Below are 15,806 nucleotides of genomic sequence, written 5' to 3'. Positions count from 1 at the left end.
ACACCTTGATTTTCGAGCAGGGTCCTGCGCCGTGCGCGTTCGTCGCGGAGCCGACGGCTGGGTATACTTTGATACCCCGACCAACCCCCAGCGTGGGAGTGGGCGAGCTTTGAGGCCGCCTGCAGCGACGTTTCAGCCCTATCGGCCACAGCAACTGACGTGCTCTCCTACATCACCTTTATACCGGGTGTTCTGGCCTACCTCCTGGCTAACCGTCGTTCCGTGCCGTTTGCGTTTCTTCGCGTCTACCTGCCGGTCGTGCTGCTGCTGCCGGATTACTACCGCGCCATCACGCCGGGCATCCCGGATCCGAACTTCAGTCAGAGTGCCGGTGTCGGTCTGTTCATCGCCTACGCGATGGCCGGATTTCCCGGATTTGTTTTCAGCGCAACCGATCTCTGGGTCTTATTTTACGCCTTTTGTGTGGGTTATTCGGAGTATCGCGCGTCCGGGTACGCGGATGCGCAAAATCTCATTTTCGGGATGCTTTTCGGCGGTATCGCACCGTATGTTTTCGCCAAGGGGCTGATCGAGCCTTATGGCCTGCGGGTCGTATTCACGAAAGTCTGCGTGCTGTGCTTCTCCTTCGTGGCTTGCGTCGATGTCATCGAAACCCGCTTGGGGTTCAATGCATGGCGGTGGTTATTCGACCGGTTCTTTCCAGGCCAGGGTCAATCCTGGGTGACGACTTTTCGTTTTGGCCTGGCCAGAGCGGCCGGACCCTACGCGCATGCCCTGCTGAACGGGATCATGATGCTCGTCGCGTTTCGAATGCAGCGCTGGCTGGAGTGGACGGGCGCATGGCCCGACTGGACTGCGCGCTGGCGATGGATACCCATCAGGCCGGCACGCATGCTGACGCTGATCGTGACGGGTGGATTGGTCTTCTCGCTGGCGAAAGGTTCCTGGCTGGCATCGTCCGTCGGCGCAACGCTGACCGCGGTGGGGCGGGTGAAGAGCCACCGCTTTCTCGCGATGGTGGGCATTCTGAGCGCCCTGGTGTTGGTGGGTATTCCGGCTGCCGCCGGTTTCATCGCGTATGCATCGGTCGGGCGAGAGAATGCCAAGGATGCCAATCAGGAGACCTCGGCCTACCGCTACGAGATGATCGAGGACTACATTGATATCGCTGCCCAGGAGCCCTTATGGGGGTGGGGACTGACAAAATGGCCGGCAATACCCGGCATGGCTTCCATCGACAATCATTATCTGCTCTTGTTGCTGATGCACGGGCGTCTGGCGATGGTTGCTTTTCTTTATCTGTTGCTGGGAACGATGATTCGCTTGGTGGTTTACGGCATGCGACAGCCACCGGGTGGGCCTCGCGGTGGCGCGCTGTCATTTACCCTCGCTGGGATCTTTGTCGGCTATACGATCGCGATCGCGACGGTCTTCATGGGACAGCAGACCATTCCGATGTTCTTCATGCTGGTCGGTTGGGCCGAGAGTTACATGATTCGCCGGACGCCCGAGGGAGGAGGCACGGCGATCGGTCCCTTCAACTTCCGTCGCGTGCTTTAGGTCTGATCTATTTCGAGACGCCCTCGGTGCAGATAAGCACCGATCCCGTCACGAACTGACGGCGATTGATTGCGATACTCCCCGGCGTTCGTCAGGCGCGGCGCGGCGACAAGCGTCGCGTAAGCAGTCCGCCCAGGTGTTGCCTTTCCTCGCGCGTGCTCATCAGCGCAATCAACAGGCCCAACGTGAGTACAAGGTAGCCGGCGCCCGTCAGGGCCAGGACGCCGAGCGAGTGGAGACGGGGTAGCGTGGTCAGGTCGAGGTGGCTCTCGATGCCATAGGCCAGCGCGTAGCCGATGCCGTAGGGTAGTGCCCCCACCAGCACCACATCCCTCATATAGCGCAGGAACGACAATTTCAGCTGGCCGACGGTGTAAATCAGGACGAACACGCTGCTGGTGATTCTCGACCACATGGCCGCTTCGGCGATCTGGAGCACCGTCGGGGTGCCTCGCATCAGGATCCAGGCCAGAGCACCCGCGAGCACCAGCCCCTGAGGCAGCAGGAACCACCACAGCGTGGCGCCGACCCGATGGGTGGCCTGCGCATAAGTGGTTGCCGGTCCGGTGAGCGCCTGCACGTGAAAGCCGAGCGCCGCGTAGAGCAGCACCGTGCCCGCCTCCTCATAAGGGATCGACTTGCCCATCCAGGCGGTAATCAGTGCGAGGGCAAAGGGCGCCAGGAAACCCATCGCCAAACCGTTCAGCAGGTTCAGATAGCGCGAGGACTTGACGTAAAGACGCTGGAGCTCCTGGTGCTGATCGAGGCTGTGCAAATGCGTGAACGCCGATAGATAGGTGTTCGTGGCCGCATTGAAGATCTGGGAGATCATTACCGGAAACTTCTGGCCGATATCGAGCAGGCCTACGGAGCCCACCCCTTTGGTCAGGTAGCCGGCGATGGCACGTTCGCTGGTATTCAGAAACATCGCGATGACACCGATCAGCTGCAGCGCGCCACCATAGCGGTAGAACAGCCGGAACTCGTCGCGCCCCAGGCCTCGAAAGCGAATGCGGAATCCGGGGAGGATGCGGGGGAACCAGGCCAGCATGACCATCAGCGCGAAGATCGAACGCAGTACGTAGGCAGCCAGGAGTCCGGCGAGTCCCCATCCCTTGAGCAGGAAGACGACGATCAGGGCCGTCTCCAGCAGGAAGCTCAGAACGTTGACGATCGTTTGTTCGGCGTTGCGGTGGATACCCTGGAGCACGTAGCCATAGGGCAGCAGCAGATCGAGCAGCATTGCGCCGATTACGCTTAGGATCGACACCCCGGCTATGCCCTGCAGTTCCGGTTCGATGTGAAACCAGCGAAACAGAATGGGCATGCACGCGTAGAGTGCGATGATCAGCGCAGCGCTCACGGTTCCGGTCAACAGGATACCGGCGCCGACGAGCCGGCCGATGCGCTCCATTTCGCCGCGCGCATAGTATTCCGCGGAGTAGCGGATGTAGACGCCGGCAATACCGAATGTGCCCATGCCGATGTAGCCGATCAGCAGAAAGCAGGTCGCCCAGATGCCATATTCCTGCAGGCTGATGTGTTCGAGGATAAACGGGGGCAGTGCAACGCGGGTTAGGAGGTACAGGCCCCGTCCGCCGATCTGAGCAGCGGCATTGCGGAAAACCCGCGACGGGGCGCCGCCCGCTGCGGGGCTGTTATCGGTCGATTGGCCCTTGGGCGGGTCCGCTTTCGGGTCGCAGCGCTGCCCGTCCTCGACGCTCGAAAGCGGGCGTTCTTCGGTGGGGATCGGATCGGGTCCGCTGCTCTGGCTCACGCACGTTCCCCCGCTGGCCGACGCCCGGAGCCTTTCACCGCCCTGACGAGATCGATCAGTATCGCGATGGGCAGGCCGGTCAGAGCCGCATGATGAAATCCCAGCAGGCGGAACAGCCGCGCCATCGGACTGAGGTGTTCCAGCCACGGCAGCGGCGCATCCAGTTGGTTCCGGTAGCTTTCGGCCGCAAAAGAATAGGGAGACAGCTCGATATAGAGATTCTGCAAGCGGGTCTTGAGGTCGCTTGCGCGCCGTTCGGGCGCGAGGCTGGTCCAGGGTTTCCAGCCCTGGCAATGGATGAAGGCCGGCGGGCCATACCGCAGGTTCGCGATGCGCTCGCGTGTCGTATACGCGGAAAAACCGAAATACTGCAGGATGTCGCGGCCGCGCTGCAGGACGTGTATGGGCGTCTCGGCAAAGGGTGCGGCGCCGAGCAAGGCGCTCAGCACGTCTTGATCCCCCATCAGATGGATCGGGCGCCGGTGCCAGAAATCCTTTTGCGCCGCCCGATAGCGCTCGTCCTCCAGCAGGACCTTCCAGCGCTTGAGCAGGTCGAGATGCGGCGTGGAGACGCGCATCACGCCGGTGTTCAGACTGTACGGAAGCGAGCGGGCCACCGGAAAGCCCCAACCGCGCGTCCGGGCCCCATCGTCGCGATAAGCACCATACAGCGCTTCCTCGCAGACGATCAGCGTGGCGGGCGGGACATCCCGGTACCGCTCGATGAAGTTGCCGGAGACGATGATGTCCGAGTCCAGCCACCAGACTTCGTCGTGGCCTTCTGCGAGCAGTCCGAGCAACGCGTCCGCCTTGATGTTCCAGCCGGAACTTCCCGATACGCGCGCGGTGCGTAGCGTGCAGCCCGGTATCGTGGCGGCCACCCAGCGCGCGAATTGGGGCGACGCCGGGGGATAGGTGAGGACGATGGGGGTATCGGGGCAGTGGCGTGCCAGGCTCAGCAGCAGCAGCTTGACCGCAATCTCTTCCTTGGTCCGGTCTTCGGTAATGCAGATCACCATGGCTGCGATGCTCCCCGTATGCGCGCAGGCGCATTCTCGCTTCGATCGATGTCGTCGGCAACCGAGCCGACGGCTGGGTACTCGGTGCCTGCCGCCGACGGGCAGCCGTGCGCTGTGGCCGGCTATGCCAACGGCCGGTTACCGACCACGATCAGTTCTTCGCCGCGGCGCGGATCGCGGAAGGCCCGCCAGTCCATCCAGATCGCGGCGAGCCTTTCCGTCAGCAATGGCGGGGTCCCGGTCCGATGGGCTGTCCCGGTGCGGATGCGGTTGCTGGCGTCGAGGAACCACGCGCTGACCGGACCGATCGGCTTCAAGGATAGGTTGCGGAATCCGGCTTCGGTGCAGGCCCCTAGCAGCGCATCGGCCGTGAACAGCACCAGATGTCGGGGGGGTTCCAGACCGCGCCAGTGCGGTCCGAAGCGGGCATGACCTTGTGCGTCCATGTTTGGCGTTGCCACCCACAGCGTTCCGCCAGGTTTCAGCAGGCGCAAACATTCCGCCAGGGCGTGCCGGGGATCGTGCACATGCTCGATCACCTGGCTCAAAGTGACTGCATCGTAAGTGCCGCCGGGCAATCCGGTGTCGGGGAGACCGCCTTGATGAACCGTCAGGCCCTGAGCGCAGGCCGCGGCGGTGGCTTGCGGGTCGAACTCGAGCCCCTCGGCACGATACCCAATCGCCTCGGCAATGCGGAGAAAGTTGCCGTCACCGCAGCCGATGTCCAGCAGCCGCGCTTCTGCCCCGGGGGGCGGGAGATGGCGTACATCACGCTCGGCGAAGTCGCGCGCATAGGGGAACAACGGCGCCAGCCGCCCCCCGAGTGCGGATGAGGGTTGCCGGCGTAAGCGTTGAAATCGCCGGTTCAGGTAACTATTGCGCCAACTCGGGAGACGGCGACCGAGAAAGCTGGCGTCAGACAGCCAGCGCGGCTCGGGGGTTGTCGAATGTGTGTAGTAGCTGGCGTAGGCCAGGCCAATGGTTGCCGGCGTGGGGCGGGGATCCAGATAGCCACAGCCGCATCCCTGACAGCGGAACATCTGCCAACGTCCCGGCGCGCAAAAGAAGATGCCGTCGACCAGTGCCGGGTGGGCCAACTGCCGGTCTGCGGTCGAGCAGACAGGGCAGGCTGGCTGACTCTCCAGTCCGTCCGATGGCCAGTCCGAAGCCGGTGCGCGCGGTGGCGATGTGTTCGAGTCGGGCACGTTGAGCCTCCTTGACGGATCTGCGGATGCATCCGACTGACACGTTGCACTCCGCGCTTTTTCTTTAGAGGGCGCAGGCGCCATGTCCGCCCGTGCGATGGTTACTCTACCGCGTAACGCTTTAGTGGAGTAATCTTTAACCCGGTTTAGGCATCGGCGAAATTCGGATGGCCCCTGCGGCTTTTCCGGGTTCGCGGACGAGAATAACAAAAATAGGGAAGTCGGCAGTTATGCGGGCCCTGATCCCCTGGCGGTGGACGGCTGAGCGCTGGTTGACCGATCGGCTGGGCTACCAGCGTCGCTTCAGTTCTTCGCCGCTGCATCGGGTGTTGCTGATCAGCGCGCCCAATGAACTGTGCCACACGCAGCTTTATCCATTTCTTTTTCATCGCAAGGCGCTGCGCCAGACCCCCGGCATCGAACTCCGGGAGCTGCCACTGGCTGCTTTCCGCGCCGGAGGGCACGTGTTCGCCCGGCAACGGGTCGATGTGGTCTGCGTGCAGACCTGGTTCGACCTGTCAGACGACGATCTGCGGCAATTGCTTGAACAGGTCCGGACAGCCTTCCCCGGAGCCAGGATCGCCTACTTCGACTGGTTCGCTCCGACCGATTTGCGGTATGCACAGGCCGTCGACGACTCCGTTGCCGTGTATCTGAAGAAGCAGGTTTTTCGGGATCGCAGTGCCTACTCACTGTCGACGCGCGGGGACACGAACCTCACCGATTACTTCTCCCGCCGCTACGGCCTCGATCTGCCAGAAACGCGCTTCAACATTCCGGCGGGCTTCTTTCCGAAATTGGTGCTGGGCCCCAATTTCTGTTTTTCCGCGCATATGCTCCCCCATTTCCTCGGCGACTTTCCTCGGTCGCCGAAGGCGTTTGACGTGCACGCGCGCATCGCGGTCAAGGGCACGGAGTGGTATACCCGGATGCGTCAGGAAGCGCTGGATGTCGTCGAGGGCATCTCCGGCATCCGCCTGGTCAGCCGCGGGCGGGTTCCACGCAGCGAGTACTTCAAGGAGTTGTTCGCCAGTAAGATCTGCTTCAGTCCCTTCGGTTACGGTGAGGTCTGTTGGCGGGACTACGAAGCGGCCTTCGCGGGCGCCCTGCTGATCAAGCCGAACATGGATCACATCGAGAGTCGGCCGGACATTTTTCAGGCGCATCGGACCTACGTACCGGTTCGATGGGATCTCAGCGATCTCGAGGAGACAGTCCGGTACTACCTGGACCACGAGGACGAGCGCATCGAAATTGCCCGGTGTGCATTTGATACGGTGAAGGCCTACCTCGAGCAGAATACTTTCCTGGATGACATGAAGCCGTTCTGGGAGCGACTGCTGCCCGGCGACACCGCTTCCGGCGGAAAAAGCCGCTCCCGGTCATGAACGCGGGCGGCAGCTACGACGCTCGGAAAACGGCGTATCGGGCGGAAGCGCAGCTGAGCTCCGCTTTTGGGGGTTGAAATGGCAACGCAATCGACACCACGCGTGCTGCTGTCGGCGTATCAATGCGGACCGGGGATGGGCTCGGTCTCGCAGCTAGGCTGGCAGTGGTATTCGCGTCTTGCCCGGCAGGTTCCGGTCACGCTGCTGACTCACGTCCGGAACCGGACTGCGCTGGCCGAAGCCGGTGCCCCGCTGCCGGACAGCGAGGTGCTCTATATCGACACCGAATGGCTGGCCGGACCGCTCTACAAGGTAATGAGCCGGCTGTTTCCGCGCAGTCAGCATACGGTGTTCCTGTTTTCCTCGGTCGATTACTTCGTCTACGACCGGGCCGCGCTGCGCGCCGTCGCCGCGCGGACGGCCGCTGGCGCGTGGGACATCGTGCACGTTCCCACGCCGGTTTCGCCGATGGCGGCGACGCTGCTGTATCGGACCGGGCTGCCCCTGGTCCTGGGACCGTGGAATGGGGGTTTGACCAATCCCGAAAACTTTCCCGAGATACTCCGGGCGGAGGCTGCATGGACCTATCCGCTGCGCAACCTGGGCAAGCTGATCAACGCCGTGCGCCGGTCGACCCGGAATGCTTCCGCGATTCTGGTCGCCAACCGCAGCACGCGCGATGCGGTGCCCGCCGGTGACCGTGACCGTTGCCGCTTGATGATCGAGAATGCCGTCGACACCGATGTCTTTCGGGCTGTCGGCTATCCGGCTCCCCCGTCGCCGCGGCAGCCGCTCCGTCTGGTTTTCGTGGGCCGATTGATTCCGGTCAAGGGAGTCACGATGTTGCTTGAGGCCGTGCAACGCTTCCGATCCCGCCAGAAGGTCGAACTGACGTTGGTCGGCGATGGGCCGTTGGCCACCGAACTGCATCGTGAGGTGGCGGAGCGAGGACTGGACGATTGCGTGACCTTCGCCGGAGCACGGTCGCCCAACGAGGTTGCCGAGTTGATCGGTGCTGCACATTTGTTCGTGCTGCCTTCCGTGCGCGAGTCGGGGGGGGCGGTGTTGCTGGAGGCGATGGCGTGCGCGCGCCCCGTGGCAGCCATCGCGTATGGCGGACCGGCCGAGATCGTCGATGAGGACGTGGGGCGCGCGATTCCGCCGAAGGGACGGACCCCGGTGGTCGATGAACTGGTCAAGGTCTTCGAGGAGGTGACGGTGAACCCGGCGCAGTGGGCTGCCAAGGGACGGGTTGGCCTGGAACGCGTTAGGGCTCATTACACCTGGGATGCAAAGATCAAGCAGGCGTTGGCGCTATACGGGGAGTTGTTGCACCGATGAATGCCGCTGAACGATTGATGCATAACCCCGAGGTGCCGACGGTCGCATACTTGGTCAGCCAATACCCGTCTTTCTCCCACACCTTCATACTGCGTGAGATCGCCATGCTGCGCCGGCAGGGCTTCATTATCCGCGTTGCCTCGGTGAACCCACCCGACCGTCCGCTCGACAAGCTGACGAACACCGAGCGCGCCGAGGCACAGGCCACGCACTATCTGAAGCAACAGAGCGCAAAGTCGATTGCCACGGCCTTGATCTGGGCATTCCGGACGCACCCGGCGGGTGCGCTGCGCTCCTTGCTGTTTGCCTGGAAGCTGGCCCGGTGGGATTTGTACCGACTGGCCTTCAATCACTTCTATTGGCTGGAAGCCTTGCTGGTCGGCCACTGGATGCACGAGCAGGACTGCCGGCACCTCCACGTGCATTTCGCGACCCCGGCGGCTACGGTTGGCCTCCTGGCGCGGAAGGCCTTTCCGATTCGCTTTTCGATGACGGTGCATGGGCCGGACGAGTTTTACGATGCGCCCGGATACTCTCTGCGCGAAAAGGTTGCGGGTGCCGATTTCATACTCTGCATCAGTCACTTTGCGCGCAGCCAACTGATGAAGCTCTCCTTGCCGTCAGACTGGGACAAGCTGCATGTCTGTCGGCTGGGGGTGGATCCGACCGAGTTCAGACCAGTGGCCAAGAATGAGCCGGACCAGCCCTTCACCATCGTTTCCGTTGGGCGACTGTCGGAAGCGAAAGGGCCGGTGATCCTGTTGCGTGCCGTTCACCGGTTGAAGCAGGATGGCCGGTCGCTGCGGCTAATCGTAGTCGGCGGGGGACCGCTCGAGACCCTGCTCAAGGACTGGGTGGCGCGGCACCATCTGACTGATACGGTGCGGCTAACCGGGCCGGTCGATCAGGACCACATTCGTGACCATTACGCGTCGGCCGATTGTTTCGCGCTCGCCAGCTTTGCCGAGGGTATCCCGGTAGTCCTGATGGAGGCGATGGCCATGGCGATTCCCTGCGTCACCACGCATATCACCGGGATCCCGGAACTCATCCAGAATGAACAGGACGGGTTGCTGGTCGCTCCCGGCGATGACGTCGGACTCGCTGCGGCGATCGGGCTGCTGATGGATGATCCGGCATTGCGCGAACGGCTCGGGCGGGCCGGGCGTCAACGCATCCTGCGGGAGTATGACCTGGAGCGCAACGTCGGGACCTTGGGCGAGACCCTCCGCCGACTGCTACGGTTGTCGCTAACCCCTCCTGGCGCTTGACCGAGGTTACCGGTGTTTTTCGAAACGCTCGCCCTGCTGCTGCTCGCCGTCACGCTGCCCGGCACCGTCGAACTGGCGTTTCTGACCGCGAGTGCATGGTTCTATCGCCCGCCGGAAGGCGGGACGGCATCGCGGTCGCTTCCACGCATTGCCGTTGTAATTCCTGCCCATGACGAGAGCACGGCGATCCTTCCCTGCCTGGCCTCGCTTCGCGCCTGCGAGCAGCCAGGTGCCGACTGGGCCATGATCGTGATCGCCGACAACTGCACGGACGACACGGCCGAGGTGGCGGCCCGGGCGGGAGCGCGCGTCATCACGCGGCATGATCCCGAGCGCCGCGGCAAGGGGCATGCGCTGGACTTTGCTTTCCGACAGTTGCTCGCCGAGGGTTTCGGCGCGTTTATCGTGGTGGACGCGGACAGTCTGGTCGAGCCGAATTTCCTGAGAGCGTTCGCGGCCCGCTTCGCCGCCGGAGCGGAGGCTTTGCAGTGCGTCTATCGGGCTCCGGAAACCGAAGCGGACGCCAGGACTCGGCTTCGCGGTCTGCTCTGGTTCGCCTTCAATGTCGTCAGGCCAAGAGGCCGGGAGCACTGGGGACTTTCCGTCGGAATCCTCGGTAATGGCTTCGGCGTGACGCGGGACGTGCTGATGCAGGTGCCCTACGAAGTCAGTTCGATCACCGAGGATCTCGATTATCACCTGCGACTGCTGAGCGCAGGGTACCGGGTCGAGTTTCTCCCGGACACCTGGGTCCACTCTGCGTTGCCGGCCGGGGAGGCCGCCGCCGGCACCCAGCGTGCGCGTTGGGAGGGCGGGAGGATCGCCGCGATTCGCGAGTGGACGCCGTGCCTGATCCGGGCGCTCGGCCAGGGGCGCGCCTGGGCGCTGGAGCCTCTGCTCGAACTGTGGTTGCTGCCGCTGTCGTATCACGTCATGCTGCTGGTTCCGCTGCTGCTGATTCCGAGCGCCTGGGCACAACTCTATGGCTTCATCGCGCTCCTGATCGTCGGCGCGCACACCGTTACGGCCGTAGCGCTGGGCGGTCGGTGGCGAGACCTGCTCGTCCTGGCCCAGATTCCGGTCTATTTGTTTTGGAAGCTGAGGATGCTGCCGGAAGTGATCGCGAAGGCGGGAAAGAACGCCGTGTGGGTTCGTACCGAGCGGTCGCCATAGGGAAAAAGCATGAACACGCGTCCCGATGTGTCTTTGGTGATCGTCTCCTTCAACACGCGCGACCTGACACGCGAGTGCCTGACAGCCGTGTTCGCCGAGTTGGACCGGGGCAACATTGCCGGGGAAGTGATCGTCGTCGACAACGCATCCCGGGATGGCTCGGCCGACATGATCGAGCGCGAATTCACCCGGGTCAAACTGATGCGCAGCGAGGTCAATCTTGGCTTCGGCAATGCCAACAATCTCGGTTTTGGCAGCTGTTCCGGTCGCTTCGTGATCCTGCTCAACACCGATGCGTTTCTGGCTCCCGGGGCGTTGACGCAGGCTCTGACTCACATGCACGAAACACCCCGGGCCGGTCTGGGAGGCGGGCTGCTGAAGAGCCGGGACGGCAGTGATCAACCCTCGGCTCGCTCCTTTCCGACGCCGTGGCTGGAACTGCTGACCTTTACCGGCCTGGCGGCGCGCTTCCCGCACAGCCGGGTGTTCGGCCGCCTGGACCGGACCTGGGCTGATCCCGCGGAGGCCAGTCAGGTCGATTGGGTGCCCGGCGCGTTTTCCATCATCCGGCGCGAGGTGCTCGATCAGGTCGGGCCGTTCGATCCGCGGTTTTTCCTCTATTACGAAGAGGTGGACCTGTGTCGGCGCATCCGGCAAGCGGGCTGGGAGATCTGGTACTGGCCCGACATCGTCGTCACCCACATCGGCGGTGAATCCTCCAAGACCGTGACTCACCTGACGATGGCGTCCGGCGGGGCACAATTGACGCTTTGGCGCATGCGAAGCCAACTGCTCTACTATCGCCAGTGGCACGGCGCCTGGGTTACCTGGTGGGCCAGCCGGCAGGAAATGGTCTGGCATCGGCTGCGGGCCTGGCGCAACCGAACGCGCAATGCCGCCAAGTGCGAGGAGTCCGAAACTACGCTGCGCCTCTGGCGGCAGGCCTGGGAGGACACGGCCGCAGGCGCGGTGTCGCCTCCCCAGCCTTGGTAATCGTTTTTGGTGGCACGCCATGTTCGAGAATTTGCGCGAAGACTGGGATACGTATCAGAGGGACTGGACCCGGCAAGGCTTCTGGGTCATGGTCGTCTATCGCTTCGGACGCTGGCGTTATGGCATCCGCCAGCGTTGGCTCCGTCTTCCATTCTCCTTCGTTTACAAATTATTGAAGGTCGGGTCGCAGATCCTCACCGGTATCGAACTCCCGTGCGAGGTGACCTTGGGACGGCGCTTCCTGATCGAGCATTTCGGCGACATCATTATCAGCGGTGACACGGTGATCGGCGATGACGTGATCGTGCGGAACGGGGTCACCATCGGTCTGCGCCGGACGGGCGAACGCGGAGCGCCGGTGATCGGCCATCGCGTCGACATCGGCGCCGGCGCCAAGATCCTGGGGCCCATCCGCATCGGCGACGACGTTGCAATCGGGGCAAATGCGGTCGTTATCGTCGATGTGCCTGCGAACTCGCTGGCCGTTGGCGTGCCGGCCCGGATCATTCCGCGTCGCTCGGTGAGCCGTGTAGAGGGATCCGATGTCTGACGCCGATCAGATTCCCGGACCGCTCGGAAAAGCGCGGCACTCGGCCTGGCGTCGCAACGTCGCGCCTGTCCTTCGGGTCATTTACGCCGGCCTGCCTCGCTTTATCGATGTGTCGCTGAGCGCGGCCCTCATCCTGTTGCTGTCCCCGGTTTTCGCGGTAAGGGCGGTGCAGGCCAAGCTCAGGTGCGGCTATCTGTTCGAGCGCGAAGCGATGTTGGGACGTCACCGTGAGTCGTTTGATCGACTGCGCTTCGCCGGCCCCGCCTTCGGTCGCGAACTCCCGGTGCTGATCAATATCTTCCGGGGCGACATGAGCTGGGTTGGACCGAGACCGCGGGCCGTTGACGAAGGCGAACGTGCCGCAGATGCGGAAGGCATCGTGTTTCTGCAGCGTCCGGGCCTGATCTCGGTGTTCCATCTCAGGAAGAATGTCGGCATCGCCTACGAGCCGGAGGAGGTGGTGGAACGCGACCAGTTTTTCGGAGATGGCATCCGTAGGAATCTGGGTGTCATGGCACGGTTTGCGGTCAGCTCTGCGCTTGGCGGCGACAGCGCGCTGCCCGTACCTCCCACCATCGATTTTTTCGGGGTGCCGGTCGTCAACACGACGATGGACGAAGCGCTCGACTGGCTGTTGGCCAGGGCTGCAACGCCATCCCGCACGCTCGCCGCCTTCGTCAACCCCGATTGCCTCAACATTGCATACCGTAATGACGACTATCGCGCGGTTCTGCAGCAGGCGGAACGGGTGCTCCCGGATGGTATCGGGCTGCGCATCGGCTGCAATCTGCTGGGTGTCGCAATGCAGGCCAATGTCAATGGGACGGACCTGTTTCCGCGTATCTGCGGCCGCGCAGCCGAGGCGGGCGTGCCCATCTACTTTCTGGGCGCCAAGCCCGGCATTGCCGATCTGGCCGCACAGAAGATGCGGGAGCGGTTTCCGACGCTGCGCGTGGTCGGCACACAACACGGGTATTTCACACCCGATGAGGAAGCGGATGTCATCCGCAGGATCAACGCTTCCGGAGCCCGTATCGTGTTCGTGGCATTCGGGGCACCGCGCCAGGAACTGTGGCTGTCCAGACATCACGAGTCGCTGGCACCATCCGTTCGCCTTGGGGTGGGGGCCGCCTTCGACTTCTATTCCGGACAGATCCGCCGCGCGCCGCAGTGGATGCGCGAAGCCGGTATCGAGTGGGCCTATCGCCTCTACCTGGAGCCGGGCCGCATGTGGCGTCGTTATGTGATTGGTAACCCTGTGTTTCTGCACCGGGTCTGGCTGCAGTCGAGGGAATCGCGATGATCGAGTTTGCCGAGAGCGAGCAGGACCGTCTGCGGGCGCGCTTGCTCGAACGTTATGCCGATCCTCGTCTGCGCAGCTCATTGCAGCACGGGCGGCTGGTCTTCAAGCGCATGCTGTGGCTCGGCGTGCTAAGGGGAACCTATGCCCTGAAGCGGGCCTTGGACATCGTCGTCTCGGGTGCGGGCTTGGTATTGCTCACGCCGGTTTTTATCGGCGTTGCCGCCGCGATCCGGCTGGAGTCGCCCGGGTCGGTCCTCTTTCGACAGACGCGGGTCGGACGTTGGGGACAGTTGTTTTCGATGTACAAGTTCCGGTCGATGTACATCGATGCCGAAGCACGCAAGCAGGTGCTGCTCGCGGCCAATGAGATGCGCGGTGGCGTGATCTTCAAGATGAAGGAAGATCCGCGGATTACCCGCGTCGGGCGTCTGATCCGGCGCGCCTCGCTGGATGAACTGCCGCAGCTGTGGAATGTTTTCATCGGCGACATGTCCCTGGTCGGGCCGCGCCCCCCGGTACCGGCGGAAGTGGATCAATACTCGTTGGCAGATCGCCGGCGCCTCGAAGTCATCCCCGGCATCACCTGCATCTGGCAGATTTCCGGCCGTTCCGACATTCCGTTTGAGGAGCAGGTGCAGCTCGACGTGCACTATATCGAGTCGCAGTCGCTGTTCGCCGACCTGCGGATACTACTCTGGACCATCCCGGCCGTGCTGCTCGGGAAGGGAGCCTATTGATGACCCATGTAATCGTACTGGCCGATCGCTGCGGACGGGAGTTGCGTCCACTGACAGAGCGCTGTCCCGTCGCCTTGCTTCCGGTCGCGGCCAAGGCGTTGATGGTGCATTGCATCGAAGATATCGGAATGGCCGGACTGCGGGACCTGACGCTGGTCGTCTCCGAGCATGCCGACCTCGTCCGTGCCGAAATCGGCACCGGTGCCCGCTGGGGCTTGCGCATTGACTACCTGCCGAGTCGTGGGGAAGAGCGCCCCGATGAATTACTGGCGCGGCTGACCCTGGCGTGCGACCGCCCTCGGCTGGTGCTCCGGGGCGATGTGCTGAGGGCGCCTTGCCTCCGCAACTTCCTGGAAGCACTCCCGTCCGCCGCAAGCGAGCCCTCTCATCTGGTATTCGCCGATCGCCGCGTCGGCGCGATCTACTTGCCGGCGGGCGTAGCCGGGACGCCCGGTGTCCAGACACTGGCCTGGAATGAGATTGCCGCCGACGCTGCGCACGGCATGGCTCGGCAGTGTGCCTCGGACGGGTACCACTGCGCGCTCGAGGACGTCGCTGCCTATCACCGTGTGAATCTCGATGCTGCTTGCGGTCGGGTGCCCGGGCTGTTGTTGCCCGGGCGGCAAGTGGCGGTGGGCTTGACGGTGGGACGGCACAGCCGGGTGTCGCCGCGTTCGCTGCGGCAGGGTGTTGCACTGATCGGATCGAACGTCCGCATCGATAGCCGCGCGAAGCTGCACGGGGAGGTGGTCATCGCGGACGATGTCTTGGTCGATCAGGACGCGGATATCCAGGACAGCGTCATTTTGCCGAATACCTACATCGGTCAGTTGGTCGATATCCGGAACGCAATCGTGTTCGGTGCCGAGATCCTTCGGGTCGACACGGGTGCGCACCTGCATGTCAATGACACCTTCTTGGTGGCGGATCTGGGTCGCCACGGCAATCTGGATTATCTGATGCGGCCGTTGAACCGTCTGGCCGGCTTGGTGGTGCTGGCCTTGTCTTTGCCGCTGTGGCCCGTGGCTGCCGCTCTGGCATTGCTTCGGAATCCGACCCAGCCAATGAAGTGGTTGTGCCTGCGCGGCAATCGCATCGAACTGAACGAATTCGGGATCCGTCAACGTCGAGCGTTCAGGGCCGTGGAGTGGAATTGTCGCCCTCCAGTCTTGCGTTACCTGCCGCGCCTGTTCGCGGTCGTGAGCGGCGATTTGCGTCTGGTTGGCACCTTGCCAATCACCGAGGCGCAGGCTGCTGAGCGGATCGAACCCTGGCAACGGGAAGCGGATCGGGCGCCGGCCGGACTGATCGGTCCCAGCCAATTGCTACTACCGAGTGATGCCTTGGAAGAGGAGATCGTGCTGAGCGATGCCGTCTACACTGGACGCCGCAGCTTCAGACAGAATTTGTCCTATCTGGCTCTGGCTTTGCGCACGCTCTTCACCCGCCGCGCGTGGTTAGGATGAGGGATGAGCACCGCGGCGTTCGGCGGGTTGACAGTCTGAATCAGCGCTGTCTAGGATAGAAC

13 protein-coding genes are annotated in these 15,806 nt (G+C 63.2%); 10 read left to right on the top strand and 3 right to left on the bottom strand.

Annotated features, from left to right (window positions below):
• The first annotated feature begins 159 nt into the window (after window positions 1-159).
• A complete protein-coding gene (locus ACW73L_RS03085) occupies window positions 160-1,521 on the top strand; it encodes an O-antigen ligase family protein (protein WP_498919919.1) in 1,362 nt (453 codons plus the stop codon).
• A gap of 91 nt (window positions 1,522-1,612) precedes the next feature.
• Here the strand turns inward: ACW73L_RS03085 and ACW73L_RS03080 are convergent, their stop codons facing one another.
• The 3 genes from ACW73L_RS03080 to ACW73L_RS03070 form a co-directional block, all read right to left on the bottom strand.
• Window positions 1,613-3,298 carry a lipopolysaccharide biosynthesis protein gene (locus ACW73L_RS03080; protein WP_498919918.1) on the bottom strand — a complete coding sequence of 562 codons (1,686 nt, stop codon included), beginning with the start codon at window positions 3,296-3,298 and terminating at the stop codon, window positions 1,613-1,615.
• Window positions 3,295-4,317: a hypothetical protein gene (locus tag ACW73L_RS03075; protein WP_498919917.1), complete on the bottom strand. Its 1,023-nt coding sequence runs from the start codon at window positions 4,315-4,317 to the stop codon at window positions 3,295-3,297. The genes ACW73L_RS03080 and ACW73L_RS03075 overlap by 4 nt, the downstream gene beginning before the upstream one ends.
• Before the next feature lie 122 nt (window positions 4,318-4,439).
• The gene (locus tag ACW73L_RS03070; protein WP_498919916.1) at window positions 4,440-5,522 is read right to left on the bottom strand and encodes a class I SAM-dependent methyltransferase; all 1,083 of its coding nucleotides are present in this window, start codon (window positions 5,520-5,522) and stop codon (window positions 4,440-4,442) included.
• A gap of 230 nt (window positions 5,523-5,752) precedes the next feature.
• On the opposite strand from ACW73L_RS03070, the gene ACW73L_RS03065 reads away from it, so the two are divergent.
• The 9 genes from ACW73L_RS03065 (at window position 5,753) to ACW73L_RS03025 (ending at window position 15,744) form a co-directional block, all read left to right on the top strand.
• Window positions 5,753-6,910, top strand: coding sequence for a glycosyltransferase family protein (locus ACW73L_RS03065; protein ID WP_498919914.1), 1,158 nt, complete (start codon window positions 5,753-5,755; stop codon window positions 6,908-6,910).
• A 78-nt stretch (window positions 6,911-6,988) separates the two neighbouring features.
• Window positions 6,989-8,251, top strand: coding sequence for a glycosyltransferase family 4 protein (locus tag ACW73L_RS03060; protein WP_498919912.1), 1,263 nt, complete (start codon window positions 6,989-6,991; stop codon window positions 8,249-8,251).
• Entirely contained in the window at window positions 8,248-9,522 is a 1,275-nt protein-coding gene (locus ACW73L_RS03055) for a glycosyltransferase family 4 protein (RefSeq protein WP_498919910.1), read from the top strand. Before ACW73L_RS03060 ends, ACW73L_RS03055 begins: the two co-directional genes overlap by 4 nt.
• Window positions 9,523-9,534: 12 nt before the next feature.
• Entirely contained in the window at window positions 9,535-10,695 is a 1,161-nt protein-coding gene (locus tag ACW73L_RS03050; RefSeq protein ID WP_498919909.1) for a glycosyltransferase family 2 protein, read from the top strand.
• Window positions 10,696-10,704: 9 nt separating this feature from the next.
• Complete coding sequence (locus ACW73L_RS03045; RefSeq protein ID WP_498919907.1) at window positions 10,705-11,688, top strand: glycosyltransferase family 2 protein; 984 nt, start codon at window positions 10,705-10,707, stop codon at window positions 11,686-11,688.
• 19 nt (window positions 11,689-11,707) lie between these two features.
• Window positions 11,708-12,238: a serine O-acetyltransferase gene (locus tag ACW73L_RS03040; protein WP_498919905.1), complete on the top strand. Its 531-nt coding sequence runs from the start codon at window positions 11,708-11,710 to the stop codon at window positions 12,236-12,238.
• Complete coding sequence (locus tag ACW73L_RS03035) at window positions 12,231-13,541, top strand: WecB/TagA/CpsF family glycosyltransferase (RefSeq protein WP_498919903.1); 1,311 nt, start codon at window positions 12,231-12,233, stop codon at window positions 13,539-13,541. The genes ACW73L_RS03040 and ACW73L_RS03035 overlap by 8 nt, the downstream gene beginning before the upstream one ends.
• Complete coding sequence (locus tag ACW73L_RS03030; RefSeq protein ID WP_498919901.1) at window positions 13,538-14,278, top strand: sugar transferase; 741 nt, start codon at window positions 13,538-13,540, stop codon at window positions 14,276-14,278. Before ACW73L_RS03035 ends, ACW73L_RS03030 begins: the two co-directional genes overlap by 4 nt.
• A complete protein-coding gene (locus tag ACW73L_RS03025) occupies window positions 14,278-15,744 on the top strand; it encodes a sugar phosphate nucleotidyltransferase (RefSeq protein WP_498919900.1) in 1,467 nt (488 codons plus the stop codon). Before ACW73L_RS03030 ends, ACW73L_RS03025 begins: the two co-directional genes overlap by 1 nt.
• Window positions 15,745-15,806 lie beyond the last annotated feature (62 nt).

It is taken from the genome of Methylolobus aquaticus, from assembly GCF_054172105.1.
Note: the sequence above shows the minus strand (reverse complement) of the source record. Positions and strands in the feature narration are given on the sequence as shown.

Excerpts from the sequence above, each read along its gene's own strand:
- ACW73L_RS03075 (WP_498919917.1), bottom strand. The coding sequence starts at position 4,317 with ATGGTGATCTGCATTACCGAAGACCGGACCAAGGAAGAGATTGCGGTC.
- ACW73L_RS03065 (WP_498919914.1), top strand. The coding sequence starts at position 5,753 with ATGCGGGCCCTGATCCCCTGGCGGTGGACGGCTGAGCGCTGGTTGACC.
- ACW73L_RS03060 (WP_498919912.1), top strand. The coding sequence starts at position 6,989 with ATGGCAACGCAATCGACACCACGCGTGCTGCTGTCGGCGTATCAATGC.
- ACW73L_RS03055 (WP_498919910.1), top strand. The coding sequence starts at position 8,248 with ATGAATGCCGCTGAACGATTGATGCATAACCCCGAGGTGCCGACGGTC.
- ACW73L_RS03045 (WP_498919907.1), top strand. The coding sequence starts at position 10,705 with ATGAACACGCGTCCCGATGTGTCTTTGGTGATCGTCTCCTTCAACACG.
- ACW73L_RS03040 (WP_498919905.1), top strand. The coding sequence starts at position 11,708 with ATGTTCGAGAATTTGCGCGAAGACTGGGATACGTATCAGAGGGACTGG.
- ACW73L_RS03035 (WP_498919903.1), top strand. The coding sequence starts at position 12,231 with ATGTCTGACGCCGATCAGATTCCCGGACCGCTCGGAAAAGCGCGGCAC.
- ACW73L_RS03030 (WP_498919901.1), top strand. The coding sequence starts at position 13,538 with ATGATCGAGTTTGCCGAGAGCGAGCAGGACCGTCTGCGGGCGCGCTTG.
- ACW73L_RS03025 (WP_498919900.1), top strand. The coding sequence starts at position 14,278 with ATGACCCATGTAATCGTACTGGCCGATCGCTGCGGACGGGAGTTGCGT.